Source organism: Parachitinimonas caeni (assembly GCF_030129945.1).
GTDB classification, from domain to species: domain Bacteria; phylum Pseudomonadota; class Gammaproteobacteria; order Burkholderiales; family Chitinimonadaceae; genus Parachitinimonas; species Parachitinimonas caeni.
Map to the genome: position 1 here is coordinate 1 of NZ_JARRAF010000018.1, position 21,053 is coordinate 21,053.

Genomic DNA, 21,053 nt, shown 5'->3' on the forward strand with positions numbered 1-21,053 from the left:
GCCGGCGGCAGCGGATGACGGCACCCTCATCGCCGGGGGCTTTCAGCTCGCAGTCGGCATCCAGGGTAAACCCCTCGTCGGCGCCATTTTCCAGCCAGTTGGTCATCACCGTGACCGGACTTTGCTGAGTGTGAAGCAAGCGGCTAGGCAGGTGTTCCAGGGCTTCCCGGAGTAGCGACAATAGGGTTTCGGCACGCGAAGCGCTGGAGGTATCAACCCACACCCAGCCGGTTTGCGGCTCGACCAAGGCCCGGGTAACACGGCTGCGGCTGAAAGCGCGTGGCAGCAGCTCTTCTGCGACTCGCTCGCGAATTTCCTTGCGCTCTTTCTTGCCGATTTTGCGGAATTCCCGCTCTTCGATTTCTGCGGCTCGGTCATCTGCCACCTGCTTGACGACTGAGGCGGGCAGGATTTTCTCTTCGGTCTTGAGGGCAATCAGCACAGCGCCCGCGTTGCGATAGGCCAGCAAATCGGGGGCATGCGGCGCCGGGGCGGTCCAGCCTTCCGAAACCAGATCAGACTTGCCAATCGGCACGAATGCCTGCTTGGCCATCGCGGCATTGAGCTTGTCCAGATCCAGCTCAAGGGTTTCAGTCAGGCGGTAGGGCTGCAGATTCTTGAACCACATGGGTGTCTCGGCTTGAAAGTTGGGGCGGTAATTCTAGCCCCATGTGTCGGCATACGGTTGGCGTTTTTCAGCCGGAATGCGAGAGCATCGCGGTGATGCCGAGGGCGCGAACGATGGGCTCTCGACCGGTCTGGTGAGACGGCAATGGGTTGGTTTGTGCGAAAATGCCTTTCTCACCGCTGCCAGAAGCAGCGGTTTTTTCATTTGGAAGCGGCCTGATGCGACCTGCCAGCCAAAATCGGCAGGGCATCTGGCCCCTCTAAAAATAATCTGGAGTTTTGCATTTGATTTTTGAAAACAGAATTGATCGACATCGCATGTTATTCACCGATAAAGCCAGTTCGGGCCCTACCCGAGGGGGGCGTTTGCGTCGCCTGGGTTTGATGGGGCTGCTGAGCCTGGCCCTGCTGGCCTGGGTAAGCCATCCGGCCTGGGCCGAAGGGGAGGGGACTCAGCCCGCCGGGAGTAACAGGTTGCTCATGGAAAGCCGGCTGTTGCAGCAAATCCAGCAGGCTGTGGCGAAGTCGCAGACTGCAACCGCCGGCCGGCGCGAGCAACTGCTGTTGAAGCTGCGCGAAGTGGACCTTGCCGCAGTGTTGAAGCCGGAAAACATGCTGGCCAAGACGGCCCCGGCAGATTGCCGACGCCGCATGCAGCAAGCCGGTGATCTTGCCCAGAGTGATGTCGATGCGGTGGCGGAGTCGCGCCGTCTGCTGCGGGCAGAGATTATGCGGATTCTGGGCAACTACCCCTCGGCGGGCCGGTTCTGGCAGATCTACGATGCGACGGAAAAGAGCGATCAAGAGTTTGAAAAGCGCTCGTTTGCCAATCACAAAGCGCAGCTGGCACAGATAGAAAAGATCTGCACCTTCATGGCCGCACGCAAGGCGCAGGTTGGCCTGCAAAACAAGATGCTGACCTTCCAGAAACAGGCCGATTACGACCAATACCAGGCGATGCAGAGCAATCTGAAGGAGCTGATGCAGCAAAGCGGCCAGATTGCCGACGAAGCCGAAGCTCGGCGTGCCAAGCGTGGCAATGAACTGAATGCAACGATTCAGAAGCCTTGAGGCATGAGGCACCGCTGGTGTTTGCTCAGGCGGCACGGCAAATTTATGTGCAGCTTCTAAGCTGTAGGAAGTGCTTCTGATTGTTCAACAGAGGCAGCAGGAATGTGAACGGGCGGGATGGCAGGGAGGATGGGGTGTTAGTCGTTAAGCGGGTAATGATGAGTCTGGTGCTGGGTCTTTGGGCCTCCTGGGGATGGGCGGCTGAGCCCGGCTTGCGCCTGACGACTGAGCATCTGCCCCCATACAACATTGTCAGCGACGACCTCAAGCAGGTTACCGGCATGGCGGGTGACAAGATCGTCGAAATGATGCGGCGAGCCCGTATCCGTTACGTGCTGGCACCCTCTGGCTGGAATCGCGCCTATCAGCTGGCGCTGACGCAAGCGGATACCTGCGTATTCTCGACTTCGCGCCTGCCAGAGCGCGAGCCGTTGTTCAAGTGGGTGGGGCCGGTTGCTTTTTCCGAGTGGTGGATTTTTACCCGCAAGGACTATGTCACCAACGTCAAAGCCCTGACTGATCTCCGAGGTATTCCCATCAGTGGTTATCGCTCTGACGCCATTTCGGTCTGGCTTGAAAACATGGGCTACCAGGTCAGCGACTCGGAGAACTACGAGGGCAGTCTGGTCAGTCTGCTGACCGGGCGCGTTGATTTCTGGGCGGCGGGCAGCCAGTCGGCGCACGAGCTGATGACGCGCATGGGGGCGCTGGGCAAAGTCAAAGCGCAGTTTGCGTTTCATCGACTCGATATGTTTCTGGCGTGCAACCCCGGTGTCGATGACAACCTGATCCGTCGCATGCGGGATGCCCACCGGCGCATGGAGCAAGATGGCACACTGGCCCGCATTGATGCGGGCTACCAGCCCCAGTCCAGCAGCCGTCGCTGAGTGCCATGGGTCTTGGCTGGGAAGTCTTTCATATCCAGCCGGCAAGCATGGCCTTGGGCGGCACAAAATAAGCCCCGCCTTCAACTGCCCGGCTGAAGAACAATAGGCGGTCTGCGGGCCCCTGCTGGTTACAGACCATACGCTCCAGCATGCGATTGAAGGTGGCTGGAGTCTTGCAGTAACTCACGAAGTACAAGCCCTTCTCGCCCCCGACCGTGCCATAGGGCATGGATTGGCGGACGATTTCCAGTTCCTCGCCATCTTCTTCGATGACCACCCGGGCGATGTGGGCGTTTTCGGGCTTGGTGTCGTCGTCAAGCTCCTGGTCGTCCTGCTTGGTGCGGCCAATGATTTTCTCCTGCGTTGCCACATCCAGCTCGCGCCAGCGCTCCAGATCGTGCACATAGCGCTGCACATGCAGATAGCTGCCACCGTTGAATTCGTCGTCATCCGCTACCAGCGCCACCGATGGCCGCGCATCGGGCTCGGGGTTCTCAGTACCGTCGACAAAGCCGGTCAGATCACGGCTATCGAGGTAGCGAAAGCCAGCGGTGCTGCTAGCTAGCGTAAAACTGCCACGTAGCGCCGATTCAATCTGCTGCCCCGCCTCGAAGCACCAATCCTGCTTTTCGCTACGCAGATGAAGGAATAGATCGTGCGGGGTATCGGGGGCAGGATGGATGGCGTTGGCAAACTGCGGAAACCCAGCGAGCAGGCGTGGTTGCCGTGGGCCGATCAGACTGGCCCAGCTCGCCACGCCGATCCCGATCGCCCAGCAGTTGCGGGCTGCGGGATCCCGGCTGGCCCATTGGTCGAGCAGCAAGGCGATCTGGCCAAGCTGTAACCGGCAGTGCTCGGGTGAGCATTCCGGTTGGCGATTGAAGGTCAAAAACAGCGCATGGCCATGCGCTGGTGCGCAGATGGCGGACTGAGCAAGAGGCGGTGTCGGCATGTCTGGGGAGTACTCCATGCGGGGAAAAGATTGGTAAAAATTAGCTTTGGCTAAAATAAACCTGGCCGGTCGGCGCAGGTCAAATGAACACCACATACAAAATACTGTGCCAGATTGGCTGGTGCAGTCCATAACGTCACTGCGAGACGTGGGGCACTGTGGGATGGTTACCTTGAAACCGCCAGTTTCTTCGCGATGCGTGGTGGCTCGCTCGGAAACCAGCGATGCAAGGAAGCATCCCGATAGTGCGCAAACGCAGCCAGTCAACAGAGCCCGGTGTGGCATGATGATGCCAAACACTGATCAAACTGGTTCGAGATTGATACGGCCAGCACTGAAGAGGAAGGAATTTCCATGCGTGCGTTTGTATTGTTGTCCCTGAATCTGAGCCTGTTGACCGGCTGTGCCTCGATGCTGCCCTCGTCTCGCAGCGAGGATGTCGTGCGGTGGCATAGCTACGAGGAACTGGTACAGGCCTTCAACGCCATCCAACCCCAGCAGACCGATGAAGCCGGGCTGCGGCAGATGGGTTTGCATCCGGATGTCACCGCCAACATCACCCATATCGGCTACGCCGAATTTCGCTCGCGCTATGCGCCGGATGGTGTGCAGGACGAAGCCGGGCTGGATGCTGGCCTGCGCACCTGCTTGCAAGCCCGTCAGCAATGCCACGGCTATAAGGTTGATGTCATGCGGGAATCGAGACAGCGGGTAGGCAACTTCCTGCTCGACTTTCTGGCGTTCAAGAAAGTGACTGACGTCAAAGGCTGGCGCTTCATGGGGTGGATTGCCGTCGTCAACGGCAAGGTGGTCTTCCGCGAATATGGCGGCACGCCTTCGGTGTCGCGCCAGGAGGAGAGTCACAACCCGCTAGGGCCATTGCAAGGCATTGGCGAGTCGATGCGATATCGCTGACTATCTGCCTAGGATGAATGCGGGTTGATGAAAAAGGCTGTCTTCGTGACAGCCTTTTTTCATGGCCAAACACCGCAGCTGGTGATGAATCCTGGGATTTCAATGCTTGTGACCGACATTCAGTAAATAGGTTTGCGTTAGGTCAAGTCTGCTGTCTGGCGCACTTGAAACCCCTCTGGCTGCCCATAATTTTGTCCTTGCAGGGGGATGCCCCGTAGCTTTGGTTCTGTCAACCTGACGTCAACAGAACCTGATCGACAGCCAATTCATGTCAGTTAACAGGAGGTGTGTGATGGGTAATTTAGTCCGCCAGAATCTTGATGGTGTCTTCGATGACCTGTTCCGTGGCTTCTTTGTAAGGCCTATGAATCTGCCAAATGAACCACCGCTGCAGATGAAGGTGGATGTGCGCGAAGACGAGAGAGCCTACTTATTGCATGTAGACCTGCCTGGCGTGAAAAAAGAGGACATCCAGGTGCATGTTGAAGGCAATCAGTTGTCGATTTCGGCCGAGGTCAAACAAGAGCGCAATGATAAGGACGGTGAAAAGCTGATCCGCTCGGAACGCTACTTTGGCACGCTGTCGCGTAGCTTCCAGTTCCCCGCTGATCTTGATGACAACGAGGCGCAAGCCCGTTTTGAAAATGGTGTGCTGGAGTTGCGTTTACCCAAGCGGGTCAGCCTGCCTCCTCGTCGCGCACTGACGATCAGCTAAACCCTTCGATTAAATAAAAGCAGACAGCCCTGCCTCGTCAGGGCTGTCTGCTTTTGATGCTCCCGATCAGTCCTGTGTGAAAAATAACAACAGAACAAGACATATCTAGCCATTCAAGCGGTTTTGTAACCTGAATGCCATCTGCGCTCGGCTAGAATCGCGTCCTTTCTAAAAAAACCTGTCGAGGGAAGATCGTGCAGAAAATAGTGCGCTTTACCGCCGGGGCTGCCGCATTGGGATTGCTGGTGGCCTGCAGCCATGGTGACGACGAACCACAAATCCAGGCTGGTACCAAGGCCAGCATGGGCGTGCTGGAAACGACCGATTTGCACACGAATGTGCTGAGCTATGACTACTTCAAGCTGGCAGAGGACAAATCGTTTGGCTTTGAGCGCACGCTGACTCTGATCAACGCAGCACGCAAGGAGTTTCCCAATACGCTGCTGATTGATAACGGCGACACTATTCAGGGCAGCGCGCTGGCTGACTATCAGGCATTGATCAGCCCGCTGGCCTGCGACCAGACCCTCGCCATGTACAAGGCCATGAACGCAGCGGGCTACGATGGCGGTGGCATCGGTAACCATGAGTTCAACTATGGCCTGCCTTATCTCGCCCAGGTGACGGGCAACAAATTTGATGTGGCTGGCATGCCCGAGCTGTCGGCGCAGAAGAATTGTGCGGGCCCGAAGTTTCCTCAGGTACTCGCCAATATCTACAGCGTAAAGAGCAAGGCGCCGCTGTTCCAGCCTTACAAGGTGTTTACCAAGACCATCACGGCTACTACCCCCGATGGCAAAGAAGTCAAGGTGCCGGTCAAGGTTGGCATCATCGGCTTTACACCGCCTACCATCCTGAACTGGGATAAGCGCTGGCTCGATGGCAAGCTCTATACAGTTGGCATCAAGGAAGCGGCAGAGAAATTCGTGCCCGAAATGCGCGCCGCTGGGGCGGATATCGTAATTGCCATCTCGCACGGCGGTCTCGATAACTCGACCTATTCGCCGACCATGGAAAACGGCAACTACTATCTGTCGCAAGTGCCCGGCATTGATGCAATGCTGATCGGCCACTCGCACCAGACTTTCCCCGATGCCAACAGCACCTTGCCGCAGTTCAACCTGCCGGGTGTGGACAAGGCCAAGGGTACGGTTAATGGTGTGCCGACCGTCATGGCCAATTTCTGGGGCAAGCACCTGGGCGTGATCGGCTTCAGCCTGTCTTACGACGGCAAGAAGTGGGTGATCGACAAGAGTAAGACCACCGTTCAGGCGCGTGGCATCCAGAATGCAGATAAGACCTTTGTGGCGGCAGATACCAGCGTTGCCAGCCTGATTGATACCGAGCACAAAGCCACCATCAATTACGTGAAGACCCCGATCGGTTCGGCTGACTTCCGCATGAGCAGCTATTTTGCGGATATTGGCGATGCCAGCGCGATTCAGATCGTCAACCAGGCACAGGCCGACTATGTGGCCAACTACATCAAGACCAGCTTGCCGCAGTATGCGGGCTTGCCGGTGTTGTCGGTGAGTGCGCCATTCAAGAGTGGCTTCGGTGGCGGCAATGACTTCACCGACGTGGCGGCTGGCAACATCGCCATCAACAACGCGGCCGATCTGTACCTCTACCCCAACACCCTGTACGCCGTGAAAGTTTCGGGCGGCGACATCAAGAACTGGCTGGAAACCGCAGCGAAGCGCTTTAACCAGATCGACCCTGCCAAGACGACCGAGCAGGCGTTGATTTCGAACTTCCCTGGTTACAACTTCGATATGTTCACGTCAAAGGACATCAGCTACGAGATTGATGTGACCCAGCCTCAGGGCAGCCGCATCACCAACCTCAAATACAAGGGTGCTGCGCTGTCTGCGACGCAGGAATTCGTGGTGGCCACCAACAACTATCGCGCCAGCGGCGGTGGCAGTTTCCCCGGCCTGGATGGCAGCAAGACGATTTTTGCCTCGCCTGATGCCAACCGCGATGTTCTGATCCAGTACATCAAGACCGTCAAATCGTTGACCGGCGCAGCCAATGGCAGCGACCGCAGCTGGCGTTTCGCCAAGGTGAGTGTGCAAGGCCCGGTGACCTTCAAGTCATCTGCCGGCAAGCTGCCATTGGCACAGGCTGCGGGTCTGAATGTATCGGTGCTGCGTGACGATGACGGCAGTGGCAAGAACCTGAGCGTCTACGCCATCGACCTGTCGAAGTAAGGAGTCTGGCCATGCGTCGTCGCCTGATGCACAAGGCAACATTGGGGATCTCGCTGGCAGTTTGCCTGACCGGGCTCGTGGGCTGGATGACGGTTGGAAAACCCGCAGCCGCCCCGAGAACGCCTGCCGAGATCATCCAGATGGGGGTCGAAGCAGGTGCTGGTCGCGATGCCGATAAGCTCGACGCCCTGCGTGCGCTGGCCGGCAATGGTAATACCCTGGCCCAGCGTACGCTGGGCCAGGCATTGCTGGTGCGCAATGAGCCCCATGGCAATCGCGAAGCGATAGATTGGTTACAGCGGGCTGCACTGGGCAAGGACGTGGAAGCGGCTACCTTGCTCGGGCGTACCTTGATGCAAGGCGTGCCGGGTGTCGCCCGTGACGATAAACGGGCTTTTCCGGTGATGTTGTCGGCAGGCAGGGCAGGACATGGTGCGGCAGCGTATTACCTGGGGGTCATGCTGAAAAACGGCTACGGCACCCAGGTGGATGCGCTGGCTGCGGTACGCTGGTTCGACTTCGCGGCCAAGCAGCACTCTCCTTACGCGCCCGCTGCGATGTTCATGCTTGCCAATGCCCATCGTTACGGCGAGGGCGTGAAAGCCAATGAAGGCAATGCCCGTATCTTGTATCTGATGTCGGCACGTATGGGGTACCCGGCGGCGATTCAGACGCTGGCGATGGCCTACCAGAATGGCGAGCTGGGGCTGGAGCGTAGCGAAGCTGCCTATCAGCGCGAATTGGCTGAAATGAACCATGTGCTCAAGCATCCACAGCTGGCGTTGTAGGCGCCGTTGACGTTTGGTTGGCTGCCCCTGCCAGCCGGGTCTTGTGGCGGGGGCGACCCGATGGCAAGCGTCTGCAGATCCCCGAAGTTCAAGCGGATTTCTGACCGATCGAGTCAGGTTGGAATTTTCGCCTTCGGCTACACTCAAAGCCTTGTGCCCATCTGTCGCGCAATCTGGTAAGACAGATATGCCCAAAAGGCCGCAATGCTTGTACAATCAAAAACTTGCCAATGGCATTTTTGACTTGACCCTTGATGACAATCTGGAATTCCGCCATGAAATCTATCGCCTTGATCGCTCTGGCCCTTGCTGGCTCGGTATTCGCTGCAGACAACGTATTGCCTGGCAACCTTCCTCCTGGCCCGGCACCGACAGGCAATAACGCCTATGGCGTCACCCCGCCTTCCGGTAAACCGATAGAAGACAAAGCGGGTTATCTGTCCTGGAAAACCCTGGCCAAGGTCGAGCCGGTGCCACAAGGCGCCACGTTTATTCCCAAATTTGACCCGGCGATTTCTGCCCTGAACAACAAAACCATCAAGCTGCAGGGCTTCATGCTGCCGCTGGGCATGGGCGAAGGCCAGAAGCATTTTGTGCTGACCGCCACGCCGCCCACCTGTTCATACTGCCTGCCTGGCGGGCCGGATCAGGTGGTCGAAATCAAGTCTACGCAGCCTGTTAAATTCAGCTACGAGCCGCTGCAACTGACCGGTAAATTCGTTGTGCTCAAGGATGATCCGATGGGCATGTACTATCGCCTCGAAGATGCCAAGTTGATCAACTGACCAAACACCGGGGCCGGACCCAACGCCGGCCGACGGTCCAGACAATGAAAGAGCTGCTGCGGCAGCTCTTTTTATTTCCCTTGAGCTGTGTAGAGGGGCTGCCCTGTTGCTGGGGGATTGGCTAATAGCTATCTCAAGCTCATTCGAAGGCTGGTCAAATTGTCTGTTTCAATTGAGAATAGTTTTCGTTGTGATTATCATTAACCCTGATTTTGATGTGGTTATCAGGCGTTTTCGCTGAAAAATTGCGTTATTGACCGTCATTCTTGTGATGTGGGCACTCGCCATGGTCAGTTGCTTTTGAGTTCTGGTGAGTAGGTTGATCGGGTTGGGTCTCTTCTGCGTTGCCCGATCGCCGTGACCACACAAAACTTGGCAGCAATGCCCAATCCCCGACCGGTGCGCCGGCCGTCCCTATCTTCTTGTCGAGGTATCTTGTGAAGTTATCCCGCGTGTTGAGTGCCAGCCTGCTGGCTGCTGCCCTGTATACCCCATCGGCTTTCGCTGTCGAACAAAGTGCTGTGCTCGACCAATACGGCGCAATCGTGCATGCCAACTATAGCGATACCCTCGCAGCCGCAAAATTGATGCAACAGGCTATCAAGTCATTCGTGGCTGAGCCCAGTGAGAAAAGCCTGGCGGATGCCCGCCAAGCCTGGCTGGCAGCGCGGGAATTCTATGGCCAGACCGAGGCTTTCCGTTTTTATGGTGGCCCGATTGACGATGACAAAGGCCCGGAAGGTCGAATCAATGCCTGGCCTCTCGATGAAGCCTATATCGACTATGTGAAAGGCAAAGCCAAGGCCGGCATCATCAACAACAAGAAAGCCACCATCGACCGCGCCAAGCTGGTAGCGCTCAACGAGAAGGGCGGCGAAGAGAATATCAGCACTGGCTGGCACGCCATCGAATTCCTGTTGTGGGGGCAAGATCTGAACCCGAATGGCCCGGGCAATCGGGCGTTTACCGACTTCGTTGACGGCAAGCAGACCAATGCCGACCGTCGTCGCAAATACCTGCTCGAAGTCACGGACCAGCTGGTAGAGGATCTGAACGGTCTGACCCAGGCTTGGGCGCCCGGCGCCGGTACTTACCGCACCCGCTTCAGCAAAGACAGCGACGCCCTGCGCAAGATGCTGACCGGGCTGGGGGTGCTGACGCGCGGTGAAATGGCGGGTGAGCGCATGGAAGTGGCGATGGATAGCCAGAATCAGGAAGACGAGCAGTCATGCTTTTCAGATAACACCCACCGTGATCTGGTCAACGACGCCATCGGTATCCGCAACGTCTGGCTCGGCCAATACAAGAAGGCGGATGGAAGTGTGCTGAGTGGCCCCTCCCTGCGTGATCTGGTGGCCGACAAGGATGCAGCCCTGGCCGAGCGCGTCAGTAGTGACATCCAGGCATCGGTTGCGGCGATAGAAGCAATTCAAGCGCCGTTTGACCGCGAAATTGTCGGCAAGAAAGATGCGCCTGGCCGTAAGCGGGTACAGGCGGGTATCGACGCCCTGAAAAAGCAGGCACAAGGCTTGGCCGAGGCCGCCAAGCTGCTGGGCATCAAAAATCTGGCCATGAAGGCGAAGGATTGACCTTATGCAGAAGCATTATCGATGGCGGCAGTGCTTGCCCCTGTTGGCGATAGCCTCAACCTGTCTGGTAGGTGCGACCGTGGAAAGCCCGGTCAGTGTGCCTGAAGATAAAGGGGCAGAGTATGCCGGGGGCGACACGACGGTATTTGAAACCGGGCGCAATGCGTTTTCGTTGCCTGCGGCCAACCTGAACGAGGCTCAGCGTACCGATTTCGCCATCGGCAATTCGTTTTTCAAGCGTAACTGGGTCGAAGCGCCGTCATCGACCAGTGCTCGTGATGGCTTGGGGCCGCACTTCATTGCCCGTTCCTGCGGGGCATGCCATACCGAAGATGGTCGCGGCGCACCGCCAGACTTCAAAAATGGCCTGCAGGCGGAACAACCGGTGGCATTGCTATTCCGCCTGTCGATTCCCGGCGTGGGCGAACATGGCAGCCCCAAGCCCGAACCGCGCTATGGCGGCCAGTTCAACAACGATGCGATCAGTGGTGTGAAACCCGAAGGGCGGGTAGAGATTCGCTACCGTGAAGTTGGTGGCAAGTTTGACGATGGCGAGCCCTACAGTCTGCGTCAGCCCGAATACAGGCTGACCCACCTGGCTTACGGAAAATTGCATCCGCAAACCATGGTGTCACCACGGGTGGCGCCACAGATGATCGGCCTGGGCTTGCTTGACGCGATCCGCCCGGAAGACATCGAAGCCAACGCAAAGCGACAGGCTGAAGCGGGGGGGGCGATTCACGGCCGACCCAACTGGGTGTGGGACGCCTATGCGCAGAAGGCTGTGATCGGCCGCTTTGGCTGGAAGGCCAATAGTGGCAGCATTGCCCACCAAAGCGCAGCGGCGTTCAATGGCGACATCGGTATTACCTCAAGCCGTTTCCCGGCGGAAGAATGTATGCCGGTGCAGCGTGACTGCCAGAAAGCCCCGCGCGGCGGCAAGCCCGAGATTGACGACGACAAGCTCGACAAGCTGATTTTCTACAGCCGTACTCAGGCCGTGCCGGCGCGGCGCAATCTGGCTGATCCGCGCGTCAAGGCGGGCGAAGCGGTCTTTCACGCGGCGCAATGTGCGGTCTGCCACACGCCCAAATACACGACGGGTGTGCTCGAAGGTCTGCCTCAGGTGTCGAATCAGACCATCCGCCCCTATACCGACTTGCTGCTGCACGATATGGGGCCGGGCCTCGGTGACGGCCGCCCCGATTTTCTGGCCAAGGGCAACGAATGGAAGACACCGCCTCTCTGGGGGCTGGGACTGGTGCCGGTGGTCAATGGCCACAGCCATTATCTGCACGATGGTCGCGCACGCAACTTGATGGAAGCGGTGCTCTGGCACGGGGGAGAAGCCGAACCATCGAAGCGGCAGGTGCTCAAGCTCAGCAAGCAGGATCGTGCCAATCTGATCTTCTTTCTGGAATCGCTGTAAATGGCGGTTCAGCACATGAACTGCCACTTGAACTGTTATCTGAATGGGTAGGACAAGGTTAACCATGCGAAAACTCGGTATTGCCATATTGTCATTGGCCAGCCTGACGGCCTGGGCGAATGAGCCGGTAGATCCGGCCTGGGTCAGCGCCGTCAAAGCAGTACAAGCCAAGCGGGTGGATCAGTTCAAACAGCAGTCACATTGGCTGCACGAGGCTGTCAAGGCCTTGTGTATCAAGCCCGGTGTGGCGGGTCTTAACAGTGCTCGTCGGGCCTGGATGGATGCGGACTCTGCCCTGCATGGCGTAGAAGCTGCGGCGATGGGACCGACTTTGGCGCGTCGTACCGTGCGGGTCGTGGGATTTCGTCCTACCCGGGTCGAAATGATCGAAACGGCCGTTGCCGAGGCGGATGTCGAGCCCAGTCTGGCGGCATCGGGCCTACCGGCACTCGAATATCTGCTGTTTGATAAAGGCGACGCCAACCGCCAACTGACACTCCTGCGGCAGGCCAAGCGTTGCCAATACACGACTGGCCGGGCGGCGGCAGTGGAAGCCGAAGCACTGGCGCTTCAGGCCGACTGGCAAGCTTTCCTCACCCAGACTACGGGCAGCGAAGCCGTAGTGGCCGATCTCGTCAACCAGTCGTTGGGGTTGATCGACAGCTGGCGCAGCGGTCGCAATGCCAAGCTGCGGCGCGACAAACCCCTGCAAGCGGCCGAGTACCTGCAATGGCGTGATGGCACGAGCCGTCGCCTGGCCAACCACCTGTCTGCACTCGAAGCGCTGTGGCAGGCAGGCGATGCCGGGCACAAGCTGGCTGATGTCGCCATGGTGCGCGGCGGCAGGCCCGATCTGGCCTCACGCCTGACTGCCGCAATGGCCAGCTTGCGCGACACGCAGAAAGCGTTTCAGCAGGCCAAGCCAACTCAGGCTGCCGAATCGTTGGCAGCGCTGCAAAAGCAGATGACCGCGCTTCGGCTGCTGCTGGAGTCGGAGCTGGCACCAATGCTTGGCGTCACCATTACTTTCAACGAAGCGGACGGCGATTGATGCTGAACCGCCGCCATCTGCTCTACGCGCTTGCGAGTGCGCCACTGCTGGCCAGTGCGGCCGGACGGCTGGCGCCCAAGCCGGGCACGCTGCTGGCCGCCTGGGAGCAAGGTGGCGATTACTTTGCGGGCGATGCGCTGCACCCCGAACGTGGCATCCGGTTACCGGCACGTGGGCATGGTCTGCTTGTAGACCGACGTCGCCCTGGCACGGCTATTGTCATGGCGCGCCGGCCAGGTGACTGGCTGTTGCGCATCGACTGGCAGCGAGGGCGCTTGCTGCAGCAGATGGACGCCAGTCTCGATCGCTACTTTTTTGGCCACGGTTGTTTCAGCGCGGATGGCCATAGCCTGTTTACCAGCGAGTGTGATGTGGCCACCAGCCAGGGCGTGATTGCGCGTCGTGACCCACGCACTCTCAAAGTTCTGGCTGAGTTCCCCAGTGGCGGGATTGGTCCGCATGAAATACTGATGTTGGCGGATGGCAGCCTGCTGGTCGCCAACGGTGGTATCGCCACCTTGCCCGAAACTGGCCGGCGCAAGCTCAATCTCGACACCATGCAACCCAGCCTGGTCCGGCTCGATGCCGGCAGCGGCAAGGTTCTGGCCGAATACACGCTGGATGACAGCAAGCTGTCGATTCGCCATCTGGCGCAGTCTGCCGATGGCACAGTGGGCGTCGCCCTGCAGGATGAATCGGGCCCGACGCCGGCCAAACCGCTACTGGCATTGCTGAGAGATGGCCAGCTGCAGCTGGCCCCGACCTCACCCGCCCTGGCGGTGCGCATGGCCGGTTATGCGGCCAGTGTGGCGGCGCTGGGCGATTGCTTTGCCATTTCCTGCCCGAAAGGGGGCGTAGTGGCGATCTGGCGCAGCACGGGTGAATGGGTCGGCCAATACGAACTGGCCGGCGCTGCGGGCCTGGTCGCCGTCGATGGCCATTGGCAGGCTTCGAGCGAGGCCGGCGTGCTGGCCCGGCTAGCGCCGGCTGCTACCTTAATGGAGCAGCATGTGGCGCGTGGCATCCGGTGGGATAATCACCTCGTCTGGGCCGACTGAGCGGGCCCTTCCGCACATTTCAGCCGTACCTTGCGGCTGTGGCGCCTATCCTATCCTTTGAACACAACGGGTCTGCCGCGCCCTGTGGCGGACCGTACAACGCCAACCCGGTTTCAACGATACCCATGACCCAACCCAATATTGCCATTATCGGCGGTGGCCCCGCCGGGCTGATGGCGGCAGAAGTGCTGGCTAAAGCCGGTCTGACTGTCGATCTTTTCGATGCCATGCCCTCCGTCGGCCGGAAATTCCTGCTGGCGGGCATTGGCGGCATGAACATTACCCATTCCGAACCTTACGATCGCTTTATCAGCCGCTACGGTGAACGCCGCGCGGCGCTGCAAGCCATGCTCGATGATTTCGGCCCCGATGAGCTGTGTGGCTGGATTCATGGCCTCGGCATCGACACCTTCGTTGGTAGCTCCGGCCGCGTCTTTCCTACTGATATGAAGGCCGCCCCGTTGCTGCGGGCATGGTTGCACCGGTTGAAAGCCGCTGGCGTACGCATCCATGCCCGTCACCGCTGGCTGGGCTGGAGCGATGACGGCAGCCTGCGGCTGGCCACAGCCGATGGCGAACTCTGCTATCCCGCCATAGCCACCATCCTGGCACTGGGGGGCGGCAGCTGGCCGCGCCTGGGGTCGGACGGCAGCTGGCAAGCGTTGCTGGCCGAGCAGGGGGCGGATATTGCGCCCCTGCGCCCGGCCAACTGCGGCTTCGATCTGGCCTGGAGCGAGCACTTTCGCAGTCGCCATGCCGGAGAGCCGCTCAAAACCGTGGGCCTGGGCTTTACCGATCTTGGTGGTCAGCACGAATACAAAATCGGCGAACTCATGGTGAGCGAGCATGGCCTGGAAGGCAGCCTGATCTACGCCTTCTCCGGCCGCCTGCGCGATACCCTCGAGGCCCACGGCAGCGCCACTTTCACCCTCGACCTGGCTCCCGGCAAGACGGCCGAGCGCGTGTTGGCGGAAGTCAGTCATCCGCGCGGCTCACGCTCGCTCTCGAGCCATCTTCAGAGCAAGGTGGGCATCAGCGGCGTCAGGGCCAGCCTGCTGCGCGAATTACTCGACAAAGACCGCTTCAATGATCCGGCACGGCTGGCGGCAGCGATCAAGGCACTACCGGTGACTGTACGTGCCACGCGACCGATCGACGAAGCCATCAGCAGTGCGGGGGGCGTGCGCTTTGACTCACTCGACGCTGGCTTGATGCTCACCTGCCGCCCCGGCGTCTTTTGTGCTGGTGAAATGCTCGACTGGGAAGCGCCAACAGGTGGCTACCTGCTCACCGCCTGCTTTGCCAGCGGCCGTTGGGCCGGCCAGGCTGCCTTGCGCTGGCTGCAGACACAGAGCCTGGGTTAGCCTTGTCTACATTCGGCCCGGCCCGACCGGATTAGGGCACCGGGCCGGTCTAACAGACCAAGCAAGAGGGGACAAATCCATGCCTATGCAGAAATACCGATGGTGGGTGGGCGCGAGCTGTCTAATGCTGGCAGTGGCCGGGCAGCAGGCTTGGGCGGGTAGTGCCGAGATGCCGTTCAAAGTGGCTGGCAAATTCCGCCGCGTTCCGGTTGAGCCTTTCCTCTGCCGGAGTGACGCTCCCCCCAAGTGCCCTGCAGTGCTGGCGGCAGCCGAAAAACTGGCCGCTGCGGATTGCACCCGGCAAGGCGGTGAGCTGAGCAACCGCAAGGCCACGGCCGATGCCGAGCACCTCTATGCCTACGACCTCAATGGCGATGGCCGCCCCGAATACGCCTTCAACACCCGCGATATGTATGAGTGCTCGGCAGCACCGATCGCCGACTGCCCCGATGCCACCTGCGCCTACACGCTCTACCAGCAGCAAGGCGGGCAGTGGCAAGTCATCGGCCACATGAAAGACCCCGAACACAGCAAGATCCTTTCCAGCAGCACCGATGGCTATGCCGACCTGCTGCAGGACGAACACCGCAGCCCCCTCATCTCGCAATGGCAGGCCGGCAGCTACGCCAGAACCCGCGCCCGCTGGGGCAACTGGTGGCTACAGACCGCAGACATGAACGACCCGCTGCTGGGGCAGTGGTCCGACCTTGCCGAAGGCAGCCCTGTCCTTGCCACCCCGGCCGACAACGCCAAAGTCCTCTACACCCAGCCCGCCGGCGCCAGCTTCGTCCGCATCATCGGCCGCGTCGTCAGCAAACCGGATTTTTATTACGTGAACACCTGCCAGGCCTGTGGCGATGGGTTTGTGAAGAAGGTCGATATTAAGAAGCAGTAGCAGGCTGTGAGCTGTGTAGGCGGTAACTCATGATCGGGACGAGTTCTCAAGTTGGTTAATTAGCGTACGCAAAGGTATCTGGCCCGATAGAGGGGCCTGCTATGTCCAAGTACGGAATCTGGTGGAACCCAACAGATCGGCAACATTATGCTTGGACAAGATGGCTCACTCCGGAAATCATAAAGTTTTGCGCAAGCCTCGGCTGATCTCGCCCGACGCTTCCGATCGACCCTCGCAGCTTGAGGAAGGAATGCACCATGAATAAGCACTTGTCGAGTTCAGTATTGGGTATCTACCTAGCGGTGGGAGCGCTCACCCCGGTGCTATCAGCCGAGGTCCATCGCTGTACGAATAGCAGTGGGGAAACGGTATTTCAGGACATGCCTTGCAAGGGATCTGCGCCACGCAACGCCGATGCAGGGGGCGGGTCAAGATCAAGCAACACCCCCATGCCGGCTAGCCCCAATGACAGAGAGTTCATTCAGCTTAGTGAGCAGACGCGTCTATTGGCGCATCCTGGGCCAGGTCTGAAAGAGCCACCACCACCGGATGCGGCCCCTGATCCACGGGCCAATGCCGACGCAGATCTAAAGGCGCTCACCGAAAAACTGAAGCGCGAGAGCGAAGCTCTGCAATTGCAACGAGCCCGGCAAGCCCAGCAAGTGCAACAGGCAACCAATGCCGCTTCAAAGAGTAAGCCTGCCCCGCAAAACGACAAGGCGGCGCAAGACGCTGAGCGTGCCAAACGCTTCCAGCCACAACTGCCATACGGCCTGTGGCCCTGGCTACCGGCCTCACTTTTCATGCTAGGAGTTTTGGGTTATGTGCTGCCATTTCTGCGCAGCTCAATGCGTGACATGCTTGATGGCCAAGATCGCAATGATCCCGAGGCCCGTTTGTCCGAGCCGCTCGCGACAATTGTGTCGATTTTGCATCTACAGCAGTGGTTCGTGAACTACCGTGGCCCGTGGTGGCGCAGTGCTGCGCTAGGCAGCTCATGGATATTGTTGTGGTACGCCGTACTAAGCCGCACCGACCTATTCATTACCCTGTTTTGGTGCAGCTTCGCGCTCCCCCTTATATTCTGGAGCGTGTATCGCGGTGCGCGCTATCGCTTTGGCCTGCTGGGAGAGTACGACTATTACGAGCGGCAGGATTTTCCCGAGCTATATGGTGATGATGCAGATAGCCCGTATGAAATTCCTGAAGATGCGCCTCAGCGACTGAACGAGCAGATAGTAGTATGCGCCGGGCTCGCTTTTATCAGTGGGATCGCCGCATGGTGGCTAGCTGGTGGCTCCTTTATTTCCAATGTGCTGTTTATCATCTTCGGTGGGGTCGCCGCCGTCGCCACTGTGATGCTGCTTGGTGCAGTGTTGCTACGTGTCTATTTATTGATACGGCTGAATGACCATTGAGACATCCCTAATACTGGGAGCCAGCATGCCGCTGGTCTTCTTGGTGGCTACCTTGGTCAACACTGCAACGTCATCCAGTACGGCGGCAATATCATTCAGCAAGGCAAACAGGCTTGCGCCGGCCATGGGTTTCTCCTACTAGGCGGTGTGCGCTGGTTCCTGCCTTGCGTGGACAGGCTGTTTGTCAGGTGTCCAGCTTGCCGGAGCCTGCCAGCAGAGGCCGGAATGGGGGCCCATCAAACAACAAACCCGCCTTGAAACGGGGCGGGTTCGTTGAATGAGAGCGTTACCGCACCAGCCGGTACTTCAGCTGGGTTGGCGCTTGGGCTTGAGTTTGTTCCATATGGTCAGCAGCAACACCAGCACGCCGCCGGCCAGCAGGCCTACCAGTCCGTTGAAGAGCATTTCGGATAGGGAACCCAGCATGCCACCCAGCATCGGGATGGCAGCCAGGGCTTGTTGCACGCCATGCTGCAGGTCATGGCTGCCCGGCAGGCCGTGAGCCAGGATGCCGCCGCCGACCAGGAACATGGCCACCGTGCCTGCCAGCGCCAGACCCTTCATCAGATAGGGGGCACCACCCAGCATCAGGCCGCCCACTGCGCGTTGTAGCTTGGCCAGGCCGCTGCTGCCCTGGCGCTGGACCAGATACAGCCCGCCATCGTCGAGTTTGACGATGCCCGCTACCAGACCATACACACCCACCGTCATCAGGATGGCGATGCCGGCCAGTACGGCAAACTGGGTTGCCAGCGCTTTATCGGCCACCGTACCCAGTGCAATCACAATGATTTCGGCCGAAAGGATGAAATCGGTGCGAATGGCGCCTTTGATCTTGTCTTGCTCCAGCGCCATCAGGTCCACTTCGGGGTGGGTCAGCGCGTGGGTCAGCTCGGCGTGGTGGGCGGCGTCTTCCTCGGCGCTATGCAGAAATTTATGCGCGACTTTTTCGAAGCCTTCAAAGCACAGGTAAGCACCGCCGATCATCAACAGCGGGGTCACCAGCATCGGCGCCAGCTGGCTGATCAGCAACGCCAGCGGCACAAGTATCAACTTGTTGCGAAACGAGCCTTTGGCAACCGCCCATACCACCGGCAACTCGCGCTCGGCCCGCACACCGGAAACCTGCTCGGCATTCAGTGCCAGATCGTCTCCCAGTACGCCGCTGGTTTTTTTGGCGGCTACCTTGGTCAACACCGCGACGTCATCCAGTACGGTGGCAATATCATCCAGCAGGGCAAACAGGCTTGCGCCGGCCATGGGTTTCTCCTCGTTCACGTTTGGGGCAATGCGGCCACCGGGCGGCTGATTATGCCGTAGCTGTGCTCAACTTTCTCAGTCTGAAGCGATCATGCGATTTTGCATGCAGAGGCCATGCCTCAATGGGCTTGCCCCCGCCCACCTTCCGGCGGGTCGTCAATGCTGCCCATGACCGTGGTGCCGTCGAGGTGGCGGATCCAGCGGTTGCGGCCGGATTGTTTGGCTTGGTAGAGCGCGTCGTCGGCGCGTTTGAGCAGGTCGGACAGGGTATGGCTTTTCTTGTGCAGCACCGCAATGCCCAGGCTGACGGTGAGCGAAATGGTGTGGCCAGCTATCGCAAGCGGTTGCGATTCGATGTTGCGGCGGACGCGTTCGGCGATGTCTTCGGCGTCGCGTTCGGTGGCAAAGGGCAGCAGGATGACGAATTCTTCGCCGCCGATGCGGCCGATCAGATCTTGGCGGCGCAGGCTTTGCTGGGCCTGTTTGACGACCAGTCGGATGGCTTCGTCACCAACCTGATGGCCATAGCGGTCGTTGATGGCCTTGAAGTGGTCGATGTCGAGGTAGACCACGGCCAATGGCGCCTTGCGCAGACGGGCGAGCGCCAGCATGGACTCTCCAACTTCAAACACATGGCGACGGTTGGCGATGCCGGTCAGGGCATCGACCTGGGCACTGCGGCGGAACAGGTTGCGGGCACGGTACAGCCAGACCGAGAGGATGGCGAACAGCACCGCCATGAGTACGGCCAGTGCCGCGACCAGCCGCGTTTGCACGCCTTCCGAGCTGAGCTTTTCTCTTTCCAGCTCGCTGATCTTCAACCGGGTTTGCAAAAGTTGCCGTTCGTAGCGATCCAGTCGCTGGTCGAAGCCTTTGGCGGTGTTCTCGCGCTGCAGGCGGGCATCGCGCAGTTTTTTGCTGTGCAGTTTGCGCCATTCGCGCACCATTCCTTGGGCGGCATGTTCGCTTTCGCCGCGCATCTGCTGGCTGATGGCAGTGATCAGGTCGGCGTAGTCGGGGTCGGGTGAGGGCAGTTGCACGGCGTTGTAGAGCGCCAGGGTATCGCGGGCACGGCGGGTTTCGCCGAGTGAGTAGTGCAGGATGGTTTGAAAGGCGTATAGCAGGCGAACAAAGTAGCGTTCGCTGGTTTTGCCGGCGTGGCCTGCGGCCAGTGCCAGGTATTGTTTGGCGGCATCGTCCTCGCCGAGCATGAAATGGTAAGAACCCCGATTCAGCGCGGCAAAGAAGGCAAAGTCGGGCTGGTCGGGATGTTTGGCGACCATATCGCTCATGGCATCGAGGTGCCGCCGCGCCAGAGCCTGATCACCCAGCTGCAGGGCATAGCTGAACAGGGAGTGCTGGGCGTTGAACATGCTTTGCGCCTGGCCCATGCGTTCGAAATGCTGGTGGGCGGAGCGCATGTAGTCGTACGCCTGCTGGTAGAGGTGAAACTGGCCTGACAGCACGGCCGAGGCGTTGTAGACGAGAGCGTGTACATCGTCGGTGAGTTTGTCCTGCTTGGCGATGTCCAGCGCCTCGCTCAGTAGGCCGATGCCGCGCTCGTAGCTGCCATTTTCGGTGCGCTCGCAATAGGCGTTGTTGACCAGTGTTTTGGCCAGTAGCGGCCGATCGTGCAGTTTGCGGGCGATGGTCAGGGCTTCGGTATAGGTGGGGCAGTAGGCTTCGGCCCGGTAGTGGATCAGATAATCCATATAACCCAGGTCGAGCAGGGAGTTGACCAGCTCGGCACCGGTGTCGGGTAGCGCCCGGTAGAGCTGGATGGCGCGGGCGTAGTCTTCGCGGGCGCCGGAAATGTTCTTGAGGTTTTCCCGCTGCTGGGCACGCAACCGGTAATAGCCTCCCTGATCTTTGGCCGGCCAGTTCGATATCTGGGTTTGTTGCTGGTCGAGGACAGTGAGCGCTTCATCCGGCTTCATGGCTTCGATCTGCTTGCTGAGGGCGTCAAGCGGCCCTGCCTGTGCCGTGGTGACCAGCCAGACTATCCACAGTCCTGTCGCCCAATGCCTCTGCCGCAT

Annotated in this window: 19 protein-coding genes; 14 read left to right on the forward strand and 5 right to left on the reverse strand. The window is 59.3% G+C overall.

Going from position 1 to position 21,053, the window contains the following annotated elements:
• A partial coding sequence (locus PZA18_RS14810) for a recombination-associated protein RdgC (protein ID WP_284101639.1) occupies nt 1-628 on the reverse strand: 628 nt, incomplete at its 3' end.
• A 317-nt stretch (nt 629-945) separates the two neighbouring features.
• On the opposite strand from PZA18_RS14810, the gene PZA18_RS14815 reads away from it, so the two are divergent.
• Complete coding sequence (locus PZA18_RS14815; protein WP_284101640.1) at nt 946-1,698, forward strand: hypothetical protein; 753 nt, start codon at nt 946-948, stop codon at nt 1,696-1,698.
• A gap of 134 nt (nt 1,699-1,832) precedes the next feature.
• Entirely contained in the window at nt 1,833-2,585 is a 753-nt protein-coding gene (locus tag PZA18_RS14820) for a substrate-binding periplasmic protein (protein ID WP_284101641.1), read from the forward strand.
• Nucleotides 2,586-2,613: 28 nt separating this feature from the next.
• On the opposite strand, the gene PZA18_RS14825 is transcribed toward PZA18_RS14820, so the two are convergent.
• Nucleotides 2,614-3,537, reverse strand: a complete 924-nt coding sequence (locus PZA18_RS14825) for a Dyp-type peroxidase (RefSeq protein WP_284101642.1) — start codon at nt 3,535-3,537, stop codon at nt 2,614-2,616.
• 354 nt (nt 3,538-3,891) lie between these two features.
• Between PZA18_RS14825 and PZA18_RS14830 the strand changes: the two genes are divergently transcribed.
• The 12 genes from PZA18_RS14830 to PZA18_RS14885 all read left to right on the forward strand — a co-directional run bounded on the left by PZA18_RS14830 (nt 3,892) and on the right by PZA18_RS14885 (nt 17,757).
• Nucleotides 3,892-4,452, forward strand: coding sequence for a hypothetical protein (locus PZA18_RS14830; protein ID WP_284101643.1), 561 nt, complete (start codon nt 3,892-3,894; stop codon nt 4,450-4,452).
• Nucleotides 4,453-4,744: 292 nt separating this feature from the next.
• Nucleotides 4,745-5,167, forward strand: coding sequence for an Hsp20/alpha crystallin family protein (locus PZA18_RS14835; protein WP_284101644.1), 423 nt, complete (start codon nt 4,745-4,747; stop codon nt 5,165-5,167).
• Between the two features lie 194 nt (nt 5,168-5,361).
• Entirely contained in the window at nt 5,362-7,380 is a 2,019-nt protein-coding gene (locus PZA18_RS14840; RefSeq protein WP_308447393.1) for a bifunctional 2',3'-cyclic-nucleotide 2'-phosphodiesterase/3'-nucleotidase, read from the forward strand.
• Nucleotides 7,381-7,391: 11 nt separating this feature from the next.
• On the forward strand, nt 7,392-8,168 hold the full coding sequence (locus tag PZA18_RS14845) for a tetratricopeptide repeat protein (RefSeq protein ID WP_284101645.1): 777 nt from the start codon (nt 7,392-7,394) through the stop codon (nt 8,166-8,168).
• Nucleotides 8,169-8,443: 275 nt separating this feature from the next.
• Nucleotides 8,444-8,953, forward strand: a complete 510-nt coding sequence (locus PZA18_RS14850) for a DUF3299 domain-containing protein (protein ID WP_284101646.1) — start codon at nt 8,444-8,446, stop codon at nt 8,951-8,953.
• Nucleotides 8,954-9,390: 437 nt separating this feature from the next.
• Nucleotides 9,391-10,542: an imelysin family protein gene (locus tag PZA18_RS14855; RefSeq protein WP_308447394.1), complete on the forward strand. Its 1,152-nt coding sequence runs from the start codon at nt 9,391-9,393 to the stop codon at nt 10,540-10,542.
• A 4-nt stretch (nt 10,543-10,546) separates the two neighbouring features.
• Complete coding sequence (locus tag PZA18_RS14860) at nt 10,547-11,971, forward strand: di-heme oxidoreductase family protein (protein ID WP_284101647.1); 1,425 nt, start codon at nt 10,547-10,549, stop codon at nt 11,969-11,971.
• Nucleotides 11,972-12,035: 64 nt separating this feature from the next.
• Entirely contained in the window at nt 12,036-13,022 is a 987-nt protein-coding gene (locus PZA18_RS14865; RefSeq protein WP_284101648.1) for an imelysin family protein, read from the forward strand.
• Nucleotides 13,022-14,080, forward strand: coding sequence for a DUF1513 domain-containing protein (locus PZA18_RS14870; RefSeq protein ID WP_284101649.1), 1,059 nt, complete (start codon nt 13,022-13,024; stop codon nt 14,078-14,080). The genes PZA18_RS14865 and PZA18_RS14870 overlap by 1 nt, the downstream gene beginning before the upstream one ends.
• Nucleotides 14,081-14,205: 125 nt before the next feature.
• Nucleotides 14,206-15,444, forward strand: a complete 1,239-nt coding sequence (locus PZA18_RS14875) for a TIGR03862 family flavoprotein (RefSeq protein WP_284101650.1) — start codon at nt 14,206-14,208, stop codon at nt 15,442-15,444.
• 79 nt (nt 15,445-15,523) lie between these two features.
• Nucleotides 15,524-16,339 carry a hypothetical protein gene (locus tag PZA18_RS14880; RefSeq protein WP_284101651.1) on the forward strand — a complete coding sequence of 272 codons (816 nt, stop codon included), beginning with the start codon at nt 15,524-15,526 and terminating at the stop codon, nt 16,337-16,339.
• A gap of 257 nt (nt 16,340-16,596) precedes the next feature.
• The gene (locus tag PZA18_RS14885) at nt 16,597-17,757 is read left to right on the forward strand and encodes a hypothetical protein (RefSeq protein ID WP_284101652.1); all 1,161 of its coding nucleotides are present in this window, start codon (nt 16,597-16,599) and stop codon (nt 17,755-17,757) included.
• Here the strand turns inward: PZA18_RS14885 and PZA18_RS14890 are convergent.
• The 3 genes from PZA18_RS14890 to PZA18_RS14900 all read right to left on the reverse strand — a co-directional run bounded on the left by PZA18_RS14890 (nt 17,731) and on the right by PZA18_RS14900 (nt 21,053).
• Nucleotides 17,731-17,883: a hypothetical protein gene (locus PZA18_RS14890; RefSeq protein WP_407951190.1), complete on the reverse strand. Its 153-nt coding sequence runs from the start codon at nt 17,881-17,883 to the stop codon at nt 17,731-17,733. The two genes, PZA18_RS14885 and PZA18_RS14890, sit on opposite strands and share 27 nt — an antisense overlap.
• Before the next feature lie 180 nt (nt 17,884-18,063).
• Nucleotides 18,064-19,017: a DUF808 domain-containing protein gene (locus tag PZA18_RS14895; protein ID WP_284101653.1), complete on the reverse strand. Its 954-nt coding sequence runs from the start codon at nt 19,015-19,017 to the stop codon at nt 18,064-18,066.
• 119 nt (nt 19,018-19,136) lie between these two features.
• On the reverse strand, nt 19,137-21,053 hold the full coding sequence (locus PZA18_RS14900; protein WP_284101654.1) for a GGDEF domain-containing protein: 1,917 nt from the start codon (nt 21,051-21,053) through the stop codon (nt 19,137-19,139).